Source organism: Phaeobacter sp. B1627, from assembly GCF_006265095.1.
Lineage (GTDB): Bacteria > Pseudomonadota > Alphaproteobacteria > Rhodobacterales > Rhodobacteraceae > Epibacterium.
Genome location: NZ_VCNK01000004.1, coordinates 406,751 through 422,247, shown reverse-complemented (window position 1 = coordinate 422,247; position 15,497 = coordinate 406,751). Strand labels below are relative to the sequence as shown.

Genomic DNA, 15,497 nt, shown 5'->3' with positions numbered 1-15,497 from the left:
GCAGGTCTTGGGGATTTCAGGGCGCCGCGAGGGGCGCAGTTAGTCTACAAAGGCCGCAGTGGTCACACGCCGCCCAAGGGTGAAAGCATCGGCCACCAGCACCAGTGGCCGCAGGTCCATATCGAGGCCCCCGCGTTCCACAAGCCGGGCCATCTGTTCGTAAAGACGCGGATATTCGCCACCGAGCGCCGCGGCCTCGCCTGCGGCAACACCGTCCACCTGCATCACCGCGCCGCCGTCCGACAGGGTGAGCCTGCCCTGATCGGTCACGGCCTCGATCTCCCAGGTCTGGGGGCCCTCCTGGCGCCAGTCGAAGGTCGCCGTGACCTCGGCGCCGCCTGCATGGTGAAACCGGATATCGGCGGCGATCGGCGTCTGGCAGTTCTCGGGCACCTCCAGACGGGCATCGGTCACGTGGATGGCGTCCGGCAGGATCTCCGTCACGATGGAGAGCGCATTGATGCCCGGATCAAACACCCCAAGCCCGCCCGGCTCCCAGATCCAGGCCTGACCGGGATGCCAGCGCCGCACGTCTTCCTTCCAGGTGACCGTCAGCCGGCGCAGGCTCTTGTCCGCCAGCCAGGCGCGAGCGGCGGCGACCATATCCGCCTGTCGTGAATGCCAGGTGGCATAGAGCGCAGTGCCCGCCTCCCGCGCGGCTTCGGTGAGGGCGTGGCATTCCGCCAGCGTCGCCCCGGGCGGTTTTTCCAGCATCACATGCCGGCCGGCGCGGATCGCCTGCATCGCATAGGCAAAGCGCGGCACCGGCGGCAGACAGAGAGAGACGGTGCGAATATCGGGCCGGTCCTCCAACATAACGGAGAGATCCGTGAAAGCCTCCACGCCGTCCACTTTACCGGAACGGCTGACGGTGGCGGCCAGATCCCAGTCCGGGCTGGCCGCGATCGCGGGCAGATGCTGGTCCTGCGCGATCTTTCCGATGCCGACAACTGCGATCTTCATCAATGGCTGTCCTTTCCGACAGGCGCCCCGCGGCAGCCCTTGAGGAAGTCGAGGTCGGCGCCGGTATCGGCCCCTTCGACATGGGTCTGATGCAGCATCAGATAGCCGGTGGCCGCGACCTCATGGGTGGGGGTCCAGGCGGCCAGTCGCGCTTCGAGCTCGGCGTCCGGAATGTCGAGATGCAGGCGTCTGTTCGCCACGTCCAGCTCGATCATGTCGCCATCGCGCACCACCGCCAGAGGGCCGCCGGCCGCCGCCTCGGGCGAGGTATGCAGCACCACGGTGCCATAGGCCGTGCCCGACATGCGGGCGTCGGAGATGCGTACCATATCGGTGATCCCCTTCTTCAGGAGCTTGGGCGGCAGGCCCATGTTGCCGACCTCTGCCATGCCCGGATATCCCTTCGGGCCGCAGTTCTTCAGCACCATCACGCAGGTCTCGTCGATATCGAGATCCGGGTCGGCGATCTTCGCCTTGTAGTCGTCGATATCCTCGAACACCACCGCGCGGCCGCGATGCTGCATCAGCGCAGGCGTCGCGGCCGAGGGTTTCAGCACCGCCCCCCGGGGGGCGAGGTTGCCCCGCACCACGACAATGCCGCCCGATTGGGTCAGCGCCTGCGCGGCCGGCAGGATCACGTCTTCGTTGTGGTTGAGCACATGGGCGATCTCGTCCCCGATCGCTCCGCCAGAGACGGTGAGCGCGGATTGATGCAGCATGCCCGCATCGGCCAGACGTTTCAGCACCACTGGCAGACCGCCGGCATAGTAGAATTCCTCCATCAGGTATTTGCCCGATGGCATCAGGTTGACGATGGTCGGCACGTCGCGCCCGCAGCGGTCCCAGTCCTCCAGCGTCAGATCGATCCCGACGCGCCCCGCAATGGCCAGTAAATGGACCACCGCATTGGTGGAGCCGCCAATGGCGGCATTGGTGCGGATGGCGTTCTCGAACGCCTCTTTGGTCATGATATCGGAGGGTTTCAGATCGTCCTTGACCATCTGCACGATCCGCCGCCCGGTCATCTGCGCCATCACCCGGCGGCGGGAATCCACCGCCGGAATGGCCGCGTTGCCGGACAGGGCCATGCCCAGCGCCTCGGCCATGGAGGCCATGGTGGAGGCCGTGCCCATGGTGTTGCAGGTGCCGGTGGAGCGGCTCATGGAGGCCTCTGCCTCCAGGAATTCCTCCTGCGTCATCTCGCCCGCCTTCACCGCTTCGGAGAATTTCCACAGATGGGTGCCGGACCCCACCCGTTCCCCACGGAAATAGCCGTTCAGCATCGGCCCGCCCGACACCACGATGGTCGGCAGATCGCAGGAGGCCGCCCCCATCATGAGGCTCGGCGTGGTCTTGTCGCAGCCCACCAGCAGCACGCAGCCGTCGATCGGCTGACCCCGGATCGCCTCTTCGGTGGCCATTGCGGCCAGATTGCGGAACATCATCGCCGTGGGGCGGTAGGTGTTTTCCGAGGCCGAGAACACCGGGACCTCGACCGGGAAACCGCCGGCCTCGTAGATGCCTGCCTTGACCTTCTCCGCCAGCTCCCGCAGGTGGCCGTTGCAGGGGGTGAGATCGGACCAGGTGTTGAGGATGCCGATCACCGGACGGCCGTCGAACATGTCGTGCGGCCAGCCCTGATTTTTCAACCAGCCCCGGTGATAGATCACATCGCGGCCGGAACCCCCGTACCATTCCTGACTGCGCAGGCTGCGGGGCCATTTTGCGGGCGTGAAGCTCATCGCGGATCAGCCTTTCTGCTTGTTGTAGACGTCAAAGATCACGGCGGCGAGAAGCACCAGCCCCTTGATCATCTGCTGGTAGTCGATGCCGACGCCCATGATGCCCATGCCATTGTTCAGAACTCCCATCAGGAAGGCCCCGACCACGGCGCCGACGATCTTGCCGACGCCACCCGACATGGAGGCCCCGCCGATGAAGACCGCCGCGATCACATCCAGTTCGAGCGCAAAGCCCGCCTTGGGGGTGGCGGAGTTCAGGCGGGCGGCAAAGACCAGCCCGGCGATGGCCGCAAGTGCGCCCATGTTCACGAAGGCAAGAAAGGTCAGCCGCTCGGTCTTGATGCCGGAGAGTTTCGCCGCCTTGCGATTGCCGCCCAGCGCATAGACCCGCCGCCCCAGCACCGTCTGTTCGGTCACAAAGGCATAGATCACCGTCAGGATGCCCATGGTGATCATCACATTCGGCAGACCGCGAAAGGTGGAGAGTTTGAAGAACACGAAGACCAGCGCCAGCGCGACGATGCCGATCCGGGCGACGAAAAACGCCTTTGGTTCATCCTCGATGCCGTATTTGCGGTTCTGCGCCCGCTTGCCGAGGCCGGACCAAACCACCAGCCCTGCCGCGATCAGCCCGATGGCGAAGGACAGCATGTTGAAATTTCGCAGACCGAAGAGCTCGGCCATGGCTGCGCCGCCGGGCAGCACATCGGGCACGAAGCCGCTGGCGATGGATTGGAATTCCCGCGGGAACGGGCCGACGGATTCGCCGCCCAGCAACCAGAGCGACAGGCCCCGGAACACCAGCATCCCCGCCAGCGTCACGATAAACGACGGGATGCTCCAATAGGCGATCCAATAGCCCTGCGCCGCGCCGATCAGGGCGCCGGTGGCGATACAGACCACCGCCGTGAGGGCCAGCGACTGATCCCATCTGACGATCATCACCGCCGCCAAGGCGCCGACGAACCCCATCACGGAGCCCACCGAAAGGTCGATATGCCCCGCCACGATGACGATCAGCATGCCCAGCGCCATGATGATGATATAGCTGTTCTGCAGCAGCAGGTTGGTCAGGTTGATCGGCCGCAGCAGGGTGCCGCTGGTGACGATCTGGAAAAACGCCATGATCGCGATCAGCGCGAACAACAGTCCGTATTCGCGCAGATGCGCCGAGAGATAGGCGCCGATGCCGGTTTTTGGGGCCTCGGCGGACTTGGTTTGTGTCTGTCCTGCGAAAGTCATCGCTGTTGTCCTTATTCCGTCACGATGAGCGACATGATGCGCTCCTGGCTGGCCTCGGCGGCGCTGAGTTCGCCGACGAATGCGCCCTCGTTCATCACGTAGATGCGGTCGCACATGCCGAGAAGTTCGGGCAGTTCGGATGAGATCATCACCACGCCCTTGCCCGCGGCGGCCAGATCATTGATCAGCCCGTAGATTTCAAACTTGGCCCCCACATCGATCCCCCGGGTCGGTTCGTCGAGGATCAGCACCTCCGGTTCCGCAAACAGCCATTTGGCCAGAACCACCTTTTGCTGGTTGCCGCCCGACAGGTTCACCACCTTCTGGAACACCGAGGGCGTGCGGATATTGAGCGAGCCGCGATAGCCCTCGGAAACCCGGGTTTCCTCATTGTGGTTGAGCACCGGCCCCTTGGCGACCTTTGGCAGGTTGGTAAGTGTCACGTTGCGGCGGATTTCCTCGTCCAGCACCAGACCGAGGCTCTTGCGGTCCTCGGTGACATAGGCAAGGCCCGCGGCAATGGCGCGCCCGACGGTGGAGGTGTCGGCGGCGGTGCCGCGCATCCGCACCTGCCCCGAGATCCCCTGCCCCCAGGATTGCCCGAAGACCGACATCGCCAGTTCGGTGCGACCGGCCCCCATGAGCCCGGCGATGCCGATGACTTCGCCTGCGCGCACGTTCAGGTCGACGCCGTGGATGACCCGGCGGTCGGCCTGTTCGGAGTGATGCACGGTCCAGTCTTCGATCTCCATCAGCAGCTCGCCGATCCGCCGTTCGCGGGGCGGGTAGCGGTTCTCCAGCGAGCGGCCCACCATGTCCCGCACGATACGGTCCTCGGTGATGCCGTCGCTGACGCCAAAGCTGGACACCGTCTGGCCGTCCCGGATCACGGTCACCGTATCCGCCACCCGGCGGACCTCGTTCAGTTTGTGGCTGATGATGATCTGGGTGACGCCCTGCGCCTTCAGCTCCAGCATCAGATCCAGCAGCGCCTGACTGTCCGCCTCCGACAGGGCCGCGGTGGGTTCGTCGAGGATCAGCAGCCGCACGTCCTTGGCCAGCGCCTTGGCGATCTCGACCAATTGCTGCTTGCCGACGCCGAGCTTGTCCACCAGCGTGGTGGGCGCGTCCTTCAGCCCCACCTTCTGCAGCAGGCTCTCTGTGCGCCGGTAGGTTTCGGGCCAGTTGACGACCCCGTTTTTCTGCACTTCGTTGCCGAGAAACAGGTTCTCGGCAATCGACAGGAGCGGCACCAGAGCCAGCTCCTGGTGGATGATGATGACGCCCTCGGCCTCGCTCTCGGAAATGTCGTGGAACGCGGCGCGGTGGCCCGCATAATGGACCTCGCCGTCATATTGGCCGACCGGATAGACACCGGAGAGGACCTTCATCAGGGTCGATTTGCCAGCGCCGTTTTCACCGCAGATGGCATGGATTTCGCCCTCGCGGACGGTCAGGGTCACATCATCCAGCGCCTTGACGCCGGGAAACGTCTTGGTGATAGACCGCATTTCGAGCAGGGGTGTCTGCACGAGATCATCCTTTGGTTTTATTGAATATCTGTCCCGTCCACCCCTTGCTGACAGGTGAACGGGACGCCGCTGCCGGGCCGCTCAGGGCCCGGACAGGGAGGATCGCATCGCGTCAGATCAGTTGATCTGATCTTCGGTATAGTAGCCGGAGCCGACCAGAACCTCTTTCCAGTTCTCGCCCGTCACCTTGAGCGGCTCCAGCAGGTAGGACGGCACCACTTTGACCCCGTTGTCATAGGTCGAGGTGTCGTTGATCTCGGGCTCGCCGCCCTCAAGGAGCGCATCGACCATGCCCACGGTCACACGCGCCAGTTCGCGGGTGTCCTTGAAGATGGTTGAATATTGCTCGCCCGCGAGGATCGATTTGACCGAGGGGACCTCGGCGTCTTGACCGGAGACGATCGGCATCGCCAGATCGCCGGAACCGTAGCCGACGCCCTTGAGCGACGACAGGATGCCGATGGACAGACCGTCATAGGGCGACAGAACGCCATGGACCTGGGCGTCGGTGTAATGAGCCGACAGCAGGTTATCCATCCGCGCCTGCGCCACCGCGCCATCCCAGCGCAGCGTGCCGACGGTATCCATGCCCTGCTGGCCCGAGACCACGGTGATCTTGCCACTGTCGATCAGCGGCTGCAGCACCGATACGGCGCCGTTGTAGAAGAAATAGGCGTTGTTGTCGTCGGGGCTGCCGCCGAACAATTCGACGTTCCAGCTCTCGGCGTCAGGGAAGCGCTCCTGCAGACCGGCGACCAGCGTTTCCGCCTGCTGCACGCCCACCTTGAAGTTGTCGAAGGTCGCGTAATAGTCGACATATGCGCTGTCGCGGATCAGACGGTCATAGGCGATGGTGCGGATGCCCGCGAAATGCGCGTTCTCCAGAGCGTTCGACAGGGTGGTGCCATCAATCGCGGCCACCACCAGAACGTCGACGCCATTGGTGATCATGTTCTCGATCTGCGCCAGCTGGTTCGGAATGTCATCCTCTGCATATTGCAGGATCGTGGTGTAGCCGGCCTCTTCGAACTGGCTGACCATGGACTCGCCGTCCGAGATCCACCGCGCAGAGGATTTCGTCGGCATCGCGATACCGATCTTGCCTTCTGCAAAGGCAGCCGTTGCAAGGCCACTCACCAGTGCGGTGGTGACCAGAATTGATTTCAGGGTCATGCTTTTCTCCTCCTCAAGCGCGCGGTTGTGGTCCGCGATCTCCCGATTCGGACGATAGGGTGGGTTCACATATCATACCAATCTAAATAAGGTGGGGAGAGATAACAAAAATGGTATGTCAAATATGGGTCTCCCCCTGGCCACACGGCTCAAGCCGTCGCAGTTGCGCCTGGTGCGCAGCATCCATGACACCGGCAAGCTGCAACTGGCGGCGGAGGCGGTGAATATGACCCAGCCCTCGGCCTCGCGGTTGCTGGCCGATATCGAGGCCGAGGTCGGCGGCGCCCTGTTTGACCGCCAGCCCCGCGGCATGACCGCCACCGCATTGGGCGAGGCCTTCGTGCGCCACGCGCAGGTGATCCTGGCCGAACTGGAATCGCTGGCCGCCGAAGTCGGCAGCCTGCAATCGGGCAAGGCGGGCGGGGTCCGGGTGGGGTCGGTGACGGGGCCTGCGGTCTCTGCGCTGCTGCCCGCGCTGATGAAGGTGCGGCGGATCGCGCCGGACATTCAGCCCACCATCGAGGTCGCCCCCTCGGCCGAACTGATGCGGGGGCTGGAGGAAGGGCGGTTCGATTTCATCATTGCGCGCATCAGCCCGGACAGTGACGCCCGCGCCTATCAGGCCTATCCGGGGCGCACCGAAGAGGTGGCGTTTCTGGTGCGGGAGGGCCATCCGCTGGCGGGCGGGCGGGTCTCGCTGCAGGCGGCATTGGAGTATGATTTCCTGATCCAGGAGCCGGGCTCGCCGATCCGGCTCGCCTTCGAGCAGGCTTTCCTCGAGAACCGCATCGCGATGCCGGAGCGGATCACCAATTCTTCTTCGCTGCTGATTGCGCTGTCGCTTGTCGGGCAGTCGGACACCATCGCCACCCAGACCCATGAGGTGGCGCAGATGCTGTCGGGGATCGGCACCGGGCTGACCACTCTCGATCTGGATACCGCGATCAGCGTGCCGCCGTTTCTGGTGATCCATGCCCGCAAACGCAAGCTGACCTCGGTGGCGCAGCGCCTGCTGGATGAGGTCCTGCGCCATTTGTGACCAGAACAACGGGCACGCCCCTGCCCGCCCGTTGTTCTGGCCTGTCCGCCTATCCCGCTGCGGATCTCCCGGCCGCCTGCCTCGTTTTGCCTGTCTCATTCGACCTGTCCGACGCAGATTCACCGCCTGCACGGCGGAGATTTTGCGGCAGGGCGGCAGAAGAGCGATGTAAAGCGTGCTTGACACACCGGTGAAGGTCGCCCAGATGTAAAGGGAACTTTACAACATGGAGACCGCCATGCGTGGAATGATTGCTCTGCTGGTCGGCCTTCTGGCCTATGCCGGGATGCTGTTTCTGTCGAAAATGCTGTTTGCACAGGGAATTGAAACCCAAGGGATGCGTCTTCTGGTCTCCCTCAGCCCGATGCTGCCTGCTGCCTTCATATGCGGGGTCATTATCTGGCAAATCCGCCATCTGGACGAGATGCAGCGCAAGCTGCAATTCGAAGCGCTTGCACTGGCGGTTGCGGGCACGGCGCTGATAACCTTCGGCTACGGCTTTCTGGAGGGGGCGGGCTTTCCGAAACTGTCGATGTTTGTCGTCCTGCCGCTGATTTCCACAATCTGGTTCATCGGTGTGATGCTGGGGCGGCTGAGGTTTCGATGAACAACCGCATTCAGGAGCTGCGCCAGCAGAAAAACTGGTCACAGGCTGAACTTGCCAGCCACCTGAAGGTGTCGCGGCAGACCATCAATGCGCTGGAACGCGGCCGGTATGACCCGAGCCTGCCGCTCAGCTTCAGCATTGCGCGGCTGTTCGGGCTGACCATCGAGGAGATCTTCCAGCCGGATCAGGACTGATCCCCGAGGCGGCAGGCCATCAGTGCCCTGTCGGGAAACCCCGGTGCCGCTCGCGGCATGGGGGCAGGTTTGATCAGGCGGCGTTCTGACAGACTGCGTTCGGACTGGCGGCGTTCGGACTGGTGACGTTCGGACTGGCGGCTACTGGCGCAAAAAGGGGCATATTGCGGGGGCTTCGGCGCTGCGGGCCATGATCGGCCGACGCTGCATTATACGCCGCAGCATTGTACATAGGCGGGCGGATGCCGCTAAGATGGCAGTTCGACGATAAAGAGGTCAAAGCCGCCCCATGCCAGTCGCCATTCTGATCCCGCTCTATCTCGCTCTTGCAGCCCTGCCGTTGACGCTTGCCTGGGTTCAGGACGTTCCGCGGCGGCCCTTTTTCGATGAGCTGGCCAGCAGTCTGGGGCTGGTCTCTCTGGCCATGATCCTTGCGGAGTTCTTTTTGCTGGGACGGTTTCGCAGCATCACGCAACGCGCGGGCTCCGATGTCATCATGCGGGCCCATCAGCAGCTTGCCCGTGTGGCGCTTGTCTTCGCCGTGATGCATCCGTTTCTCTATGTGTCGCCCATGACGCAGCCGCCGGTCTGGGATGTCACCAGCACGACGGCGGTGAACTACAGCTGGGAGGGGTTCTGGCCCGGCATCGCCGCCTGGCTGCTGCTGGCGGGACTGGTGGCCATGGCCATCGCACGCGATAGCAGCGGCGTGCCCTATGCGGTCTGGCGCATGCTGCACGGGCTGGTTGCGGCCCTCGTCGCGGGGTTCGGGGTGCTGCATGTGCTGCGGGCGGGGCGCTACAGCGCCGATCCGCTGCTGGGCTGGGTCTGGATCCTGCTGTTCGCCTGCGCCATGGGGGCACTGCTCTACGTCTATCTCGTGGCGCCGCTGCTGCGATGGCGCAGGCCCTGGCGCGTGACCTCGGTTCGCCCGGCGGCAGAGCGGACCTGGACGGTGACGCTGCGCCCGGAATTTGACGGCGGGCTCGACTACAAGGCGGGGCAGTTTGCCTGGCTCAATATCGGCCATGGGGTGTTCAGCCTGAACGAAAACCCCTTCTCGATCAGCTCCGCCCCGTCTGCGGGACCCGAGGTGGAGTTCACCATCAAGGAGCTGGGGGATTTCACCCGCAGCATCGGGCAGATCAAGGCGGGCACCCGGGCCTGGCTTGAGGCGCCGCATGGCCACCTGACCCTTGCCGGGCACGCGGATGCGCCGGGGATTGCGCTGATTGCGGGCGGGGTGGGGATCGCGCCGCTGCTGGGTATTCTGCGCGAACGTGCCGCCACACAGGACCCGCGTCCCACCGTGCTGCTCTATGGCAACCGGCGCGAGGCACAGATCGTCCGGCCGGGAGAGCTGCGCGATCTCGCCGCGCAGCATGGCACCGAGGTGGTGCATGTGCTCTCGGAACCGGAGGAGACCTGGACCGGTGCCACCGGGCTGATCGATGCGGCGCTCCTGCGGCAGCAATTTGGCACGCCGGAGCGCCGGGACTGGGTCTATGTTCTCTGCGGCCCGCCGGCGATGCTCAGGGCGGTCCGGGCAGAGCTCTTGGCGCTTGGCATTCCGTCCGCGCGCATTCTGTCCGAGCTGTTTGTCTATGATTGACCCGCCCGCCCTGATCCTCAGTTCTCCGTCTCTTGCGGGGCCGGGCGCATTTCCCGAGGCGCCGAAAGTCCAGCCGAAAGTTCAGCCGAAAGCCCGGTGGGAATGACCTCATAGCCCGGCTCTTCCGGCTCGTCATCGACCATTTCAGCGGGGAAACCGGGGGCGGTGACCGACAGTCCGGTTGCCTCTTCCAGCCGGCGGATGATGTTGGGCGACAGCTCCCGCTCGCCGAAGCGGGCGATCCCGTCGGTGAAGATCTCGACCATCAGCGGGCTGATGTCCAGCGGCACGCCATGGGCATCGGCGATGGTCTGGAACAGGCCGATGTCTTTCTTCACCAGATCCATGGTGAAGGAAATGTCGCGCGATCCGTTCAGGATCACCTGGCTCTCGGTCTCATGCACAAAGGAGGTGCCGGAGGAGATTTTTATCGCCTCATAGGTGGTGTTCATATCCATCCCCGCCGCCTTCATGGTCACCAGCGCCTCGCAGCAGGTCAGCAGGTTCGCCGTGGCCAGGTAGTTGGTCATCACCTTCAGGATCGAGGCGCTGCCGATGTCACCAGTGTGCAGCACCCGGCGGCCCAGGGTGGTCAGCGTCGGCAGCATCCGTTCAAACGTGTCCCGGTCGCAGCCTGCAAAGATCGAGATATTGCCGGTGTCGGCCCGGTGGCACCCGCCGGAAACCGGGCATTCCATTGCCGCCCCGCCCCGCTCCGCCACGAGGGCCGCGAGCCGCTTGACCTCGGCTGCATCGGTGGTCGACATCTCCATCCAGATCTTGGAGCTGTCGACGCCCGGCAGCATCTCCTCGACGACAGCGGCGCAGGCAGCAGGCGACGGCAGGCAGGTGATGACCGCATCACAGTCCCGCATCAACGCCAAAGGGCCGGGTGTGGCACGGGCTCCGCGCGCAACGAACGCCGCCACAAGATCAGGGTTCAGATCATGCACCGTGAGGTCAAACCCATTGCGCAGCAAGCTGCCCGCCAGCTTGCCCCCCACATTGCCGAGGCCAATGAAACCGATCTTCATATCGCGCATTCCTTTTGCCAAATGCTGTTCTTCCATATGCTGTTCTTCCATCTGCTGCTTTCCCTGTGCGTCTTTCCAGCCCCGTCGTTCCAGCTCTGTCTTTCCAGCTCTGTCTTTGCCTGCGCTGGGCTGTCCCGACACAGTGGCCTGCGGTTTTGCCCCGGTAAAGCGGCCGCTCTTGGCTCAATGGGCCAATCGTGATGAAATGCCGCCCTGCGCCTCATGTCCGCCTGCGTTATGCCCCGCAAAACCGGACGCAGCCTCTGCGCAGCCTGGACGCAGCCTGGGCGCGGACTGGGCGCGGAGCACTGTTCCCGTCTTTGGCGTCTGGTGCTAATGTCGCCGTTGTCATCAGCGGGAGGTCCGACCATTCCAAATCCAGACTTCCAGAAATCGATCAAGCTGCACCACCTGCGCGTCATTGCCGCCCTGTCCGATCTGAAGCTGGTGGCGCGGGTTTCTGAGGCGCTCAACGTCACCCAGCCGGCCGTGTCCAAGCAGATCGCGGACCTGGAACGGCTGGTCGGCGCGCCCATTGTCGAACGCGACCGCAACCGGCTGTTTCTGACCCCGATCGGCCAGCGGCTGGCAGAGCATGCGAAACAGGCGCTCAACCAACTGGACCGCGCCGCCTTTGATATCGAGGCGATGGCGAGCGGGGTTTCGGGGTCGGTCTCGGTCGGGGTTGTCAGCTCGGTTGCGCCCACCCTGTTGCCCGGGGCCATCGCGCTGTTCAAAAGCAGCACCCCGCAGGCCAGCATTTCCATCAAGGAGGGGCATTTCGTCGAACTTCTGCCCGAGCTGGAGACGGGGGCGCTTGATCTGCTGATCGCCCGGATCTGGCAGCCCCGGGAATTGCCGGGGATCGAGCAGCTGAGTCTCTTTGCCGAGCCGGTTGTGGTGGTGGCGGGACGCAATCACCGGCTGGCAAAACGGTCTCACCTCGACTGGAGCGACGTGATCGGGTTTCCGTGGATCCTGCCGCAGGCCAATTCGGTCGCGCGGCGCGCAATCGATGCGCTCTTTGCCGAGAACGGGCTGACGCCGCCGGCCAATACCATTGCCTCCCTGTCGCTGACGTTGAATCTGGCCCTGCTGGAGGCGCTGCCGGCGCTGGGCCTGCTGCCACAACGGCTGGCCCGGGCCCATGCTGCGCGCGGCGACATCGTTTCGCTGCCGCTCAACACCCGCGGCCTCTTGTCCGAGGCCCGCTGCTTCTGGCGCAGCGATCAGGTTGCCACGAACCCGACTTTGTCCTTCTTTCTGAAATGCCTGCAAAAAGCGACGGATGACCTCAAAACCATTCCCGAGGGTTAATGTTGTGAGGCGAAAATTCAATATTATTCCCATTCACCGCCCATTATCATAACTGAACTCGTTATCTTGGGAGGGGTGCGATGACAGGTTCGGAGGCAATTTCGCAGACCGTTTCGCAGCAAATTCCGCAGACGGTTTCACAGAAAATTTCACAGACAAGTGCTTCACAGACTAGTGCGCAGACAAGTTCACGGGCGGTCGGCCTGGCGGGGACGCGCGCATGAGGGGGGCCGAGATGATGTCCCTGTCCGCTCATGACGTGCTGCAGCGGTTCGCGGACCATCGGCTGACCCCCAGCGACTATCTGGCGGCCTGTCTGGAGCGGATCTCGCAGGTCAACCCCAGGATCAACGCGCTGACGGCCATCGATGGCGAGGGTGCGGTCGCAGAGGCGGTTCAGGCAACGGTCAGATGGCGGGCCGGAACCCCCAAAGGGCCGCTGGACGGTTTGCCGGTGGGGGTGAAGGATCTTCAGAACACCAAAGGGTTGCTGACCACCCACGGCAGCCCACGGATGCGCGCCAATTGCCCGCAGGACGACCAGCCCATGGTCGCGCGGCTGCGGGCGGCGGGGGCGATCATCCTGGCCAAGACCAATGTCCCCGAATGCGGCGCCGGCGGCAACAGCCGCAACCCGGTCTGGGGCGCGACGGGCAACCCGTTTGACGCCAATCTGATAGCCGGCGGCTCGTCGGGGGGATCGGCGGCCGCGCTGGCGGCGGATCTGCTGCCGCTGTGCACCGGATCCGACACCGGCGGCTCCCTGAGGTTGCCTGCGGCGCTCTGCGGTATCGTCGGCTATCGCCCCTCTGTCGATGTCATTGCCCATCCGACCCGACCGCTGGGCTGGTCCGGCATTTCGGTGCTTGGCCCGATGGCGCGCAGCATGGACGATCTGCTTTTGATGCTGCGGGTCTGCGCGGGGTATGATCCGGACGATCCGCTGTCCGCGCCGGGCGCGCCGGACCGGTTTGCCAGCCTTCCCGCCGTCAGCCTCGGGGCGCTGCGGGTCGGCTACAGTGAGGATTTCGGCGGCGCGCCGGTGGACCCGGCCATTCGGGCAACCTTCCGCGCCCGTATCGACAAGATCGCGCCCCATGTGCAGCACTGCTCGGCGGTTGATCTGGCGCTCGGAGAGATGGACCGGTGTTTTGACATTCTGCGCGCCGAGAGTTTCCTGTCGGCCTTCGGCGAGGTCGTCCGATCCGATCCCGATGCCTTCGGGCCCGATATCGCGACCAATGTCGCCCTGGGCGAGAGCATGACTTTGGCCGACCGGGCCTGGGCCCATGCCGAACAGACCCGTATCCTGCGGCGGTTCAATGCGGTGATGCAGGGGTTCGACGTGATCCTGCTTCCTACCGCGCCGGTCTCTCCCTTCCCCTGGACCCAGGGCCATGCCACCGAGATAGAATCGCAGAGCATGGATATCTACTACCGCTGGCTGGCGCTGACCTATCGCGGGTCGCTTTCGGGTGGCCCGTCGATCACGCTGCCCTGCGGGCGCGATCCCCATGGCCTGCCCTTTGGCCTGCAGATGCTGGGGCCGGTCAGGGGGGACGAGGGGATGCTGGCTGCGGCCACAGCGGTCGAGCGCTTCTTTGCGGCGGATCCCGACACGGCGAGACCCCGCCCCGATCTGGCGGCTCTGGCTCCGCCGGATATTGACCTGCGGTCCATCGTAACCCATCCGCCCATTCTGAACAGCGTCGGCCGGTCCGAGCCGACCGCCATGCGAACAGCAGTGTAGCAGCCCCATGTATCTGATCCCGATCATCTTTATCATTCTGCTGATCAGCGGAACCGCCTTTGCCTATCTCATGGGCGCCGTCTCTGTGCTGACCTTCGTGCTCCTCGACAAGAGCCAGTACCTGTCGATCCTGCCGCAGCGCATCTTTGCCCAGCTCGACGTCTTTGCCTTCATGGCGATGCCGCTTTTCATCCTGACGGCCGAGATCATGAGCCGAGCGGGCGTCACCCGGAGCCTGATCGACTTTGCCATGTCTGTCGTCGGCCGGTTTCGCGGCGGTCTGGGGCATGTCAACATCCTGACCAGCGTGTTCTTTGCGGGCATCTCCGGCTCTGCCATCGCCGACAGCGCCGCCCTGTCGCGCACCTTTGTGCCGGAGATGAAGGCGCGCGGCTATGATCCCTACTATGCAGGCGCCATCACGGCGGCCTCGTCGATGATCGGGCCGATCATTCCGCCCTCGATCATCATGATCATCTACGGAGGCCTGACCGGGGCATCGGTTGCGGCGCTGTTCATTGCGGGCATCGTGCCGGGATTGCTGCTTGCGGCGGCCCTGATGGCGCTGAATGCCGGGATTGCCACCGTCAAGGGCCACCCCGGCGGCACATCCGACGACCTGCCGCGGTTCCTGCCCAGCCTCCTGAACGCCGCCCCGGCGCTCTGCCTGCCCGTGGTGATCCTCGGGGCGCTGGTCTTCGGCCTGGCGACACCGACCGAAGGCTCCGCCATCGCGGTTCTGGTGGCGCTGGTGGCGGGGCAATACTACAAGGGGCTGACCCTGCGCATGATCTTTGACGCCGTCGAGGCCACCGCCAAGATGACCGGCACGATCTTCATCATCCTCGCCGCGATTTCTGTGCTGGGCTATCTGGCCGGCCAGCTTGGGTGGTCCGCTGCGCTGGCGGATTGGGTCGGCTCCTTCGGGCTGACCGGCACCAAATACCTGTTCTTCCTGGTCGCGATCTTCCTGATTGCGGGCATGTTCATGGACACTCCGGTGGCGCTGACCCTGCTGATCCCGCTGTTCGCGCCGCAGGCGCTGGAACAGGGCATCAGCCCGATCCAGCTTGGCATCGTGCTGTGCTTCAACCTGTGTGTCGGTCTGATCACACCGCCCCTGGGCAAATGTCTCGTGGTTGTCTCGGCGCTGACCGACCTCAACTACTGGCGGCTGGCCTATGCCGCGCTGCCCTTCATTGCCGTTCAGGTGCTGCTGCTGATGGCGCTGGTCTATTGGCCTGCGCTCTCGCTCACATTGCCGCGTCTGCTCGGTTTTGCAGTCAATTGAA

The 15,497-nt window shown here is 64.2% G+C and carries 13 protein-coding genes; 7 read left to right on the top strand and 6 right to left on the bottom strand.

All coding sequences use genetic code 11. The features are described from left to right. Window positions 1-39: 39 nt before the first annotated feature. From FGE21_RS04270 to chvE, 5 genes are all read right to left on the bottom strand, one after another. On the bottom strand, window positions 40-963 hold the full coding sequence (locus tag FGE21_RS04270; RefSeq protein ID WP_139661940.1) for a Gfo/Idh/MocA family protein: 924 nt from the start codon (window positions 961-963) through the stop codon (window positions 40-42). Then, the gene (gene araD, locus FGE21_RS04265) at window positions 963-2,705 is read right to left on the bottom strand and encodes an L-arabinonate dehydratase (protein ID WP_139661939.1); all 1,743 of its coding nucleotides are present in this window, start codon (window positions 2,703-2,705) and stop codon (window positions 963-965) included. The genes FGE21_RS04270 and araD overlap by 1 nt, the downstream gene beginning before the upstream one ends. Window positions 2,706-2,711: 6 nt before the next feature. After that, entirely contained in the window at window positions 2,712-3,947 is a 1,236-nt protein-coding gene (gene mmsB, locus FGE21_RS04260; RefSeq protein WP_139661937.1) for a multiple monosaccharide ABC transporter permease, read from the bottom strand. Window positions 3,948-3,958: 11 nt separating this feature from the next. Continuing rightward, window positions 3,959-5,458 carry a multiple monosaccharide ABC transporter ATP-binding protein gene (gene mmsA / locus FGE21_RS04255; protein ID WP_139662086.1) on the bottom strand — a complete coding sequence of 500 codons (1,500 nt, stop codon included), beginning with the start codon at window positions 5,456-5,458 and terminating at the stop codon, window positions 3,959-3,961. A gap of 138 nt (window positions 5,459-5,596) precedes the next feature. Next, complete coding sequence (chvE, locus tag FGE21_RS04250) at window positions 5,597-6,652, bottom strand: multiple monosaccharide ABC transporter substrate-binding protein (RefSeq protein WP_139661935.1); 1,056 nt, start codon at window positions 6,650-6,652, stop codon at window positions 5,597-5,599. Between the two features lie 124 nt (window positions 6,653-6,776). On the opposite strand from chvE, the gene FGE21_RS04245 reads away from it, so the two are divergent. From FGE21_RS04245 to FGE21_RS04230, 4 genes are all read left to right on the top strand, one after another. Beyond that, a complete protein-coding gene (locus FGE21_RS04245; RefSeq protein WP_139661934.1) occupies window positions 6,777-7,691 on the top strand; it encodes a LysR family transcriptional regulator in 915 nt (304 codons plus the stop codon). A gap of 238 nt (window positions 7,692-7,929) precedes the next feature. Further along, window positions 7,930-8,298: a hypothetical protein gene (locus tag FGE21_RS04240; RefSeq protein WP_139661932.1), complete on the top strand. Its 369-nt coding sequence runs from the start codon at window positions 7,930-7,932 to the stop codon at window positions 8,296-8,298. Then, window positions 8,295-8,492, top strand: coding sequence for a helix-turn-helix transcriptional regulator (locus tag FGE21_RS04235; RefSeq protein WP_139661930.1), 198 nt, complete (start codon window positions 8,295-8,297; stop codon window positions 8,490-8,492). The genes FGE21_RS04240 and FGE21_RS04235 overlap by 4 nt, the downstream gene beginning before the upstream one ends. A 289-nt stretch (window positions 8,493-8,781) precedes the next feature. Then, on the top strand, window positions 8,782-10,104 hold the full coding sequence (locus FGE21_RS04230) for a ferric reductase-like transmembrane domain-containing protein (protein WP_139661929.1): 1,323 nt from the start codon (window positions 8,782-8,784) through the stop codon (window positions 10,102-10,104). 17 nt (window positions 10,105-10,121) lie between these two features. Here the strand turns inward: FGE21_RS04230 and FGE21_RS04225 are convergent, their stop codons facing one another. Next, window positions 10,122-11,279 (bottom strand): NAD(P)-dependent oxidoreductase, encoded by a 1,158-nt coding sequence (locus FGE21_RS04225; RefSeq protein WP_255731344.1) that lies wholly within the window; start codon window positions 11,277-11,279, stop codon window positions 10,122-10,124. Between the two features lie 195 nt (window positions 11,280-11,474). Between FGE21_RS04225 and FGE21_RS04220 the strand changes: the two genes are divergently transcribed. From FGE21_RS04220 to FGE21_RS04210, 3 genes are all read left to right on the top strand, one after another. Then, window positions 11,475-12,455 carry a LysR substrate-binding domain-containing protein gene (locus FGE21_RS04220; RefSeq protein ID WP_139661925.1) on the top strand — a complete coding sequence of 327 codons (981 nt, stop codon included), beginning with the start codon at window positions 11,475-11,477 and terminating at the stop codon, window positions 12,453-12,455. 220 nt (window positions 12,456-12,675) lie between these two features. Then, window positions 12,676-14,205 carry an amidase gene (locus FGE21_RS04215; protein ID WP_139661924.1) on the top strand — a complete coding sequence of 510 codons (1,530 nt, stop codon included), beginning with the start codon at window positions 12,676-12,678 and terminating at the stop codon, window positions 14,203-14,205. Window positions 14,206-14,212: 7 nt separating this feature from the next. Then, window positions 14,213-15,496, top strand: a complete 1,284-nt coding sequence (locus FGE21_RS04210) for a TRAP transporter large permease (RefSeq protein WP_139661922.1) — start codon at window positions 14,213-14,215, stop codon at window positions 15,494-15,496. Window position 15,497: the final 1 nt, after the last annotated feature.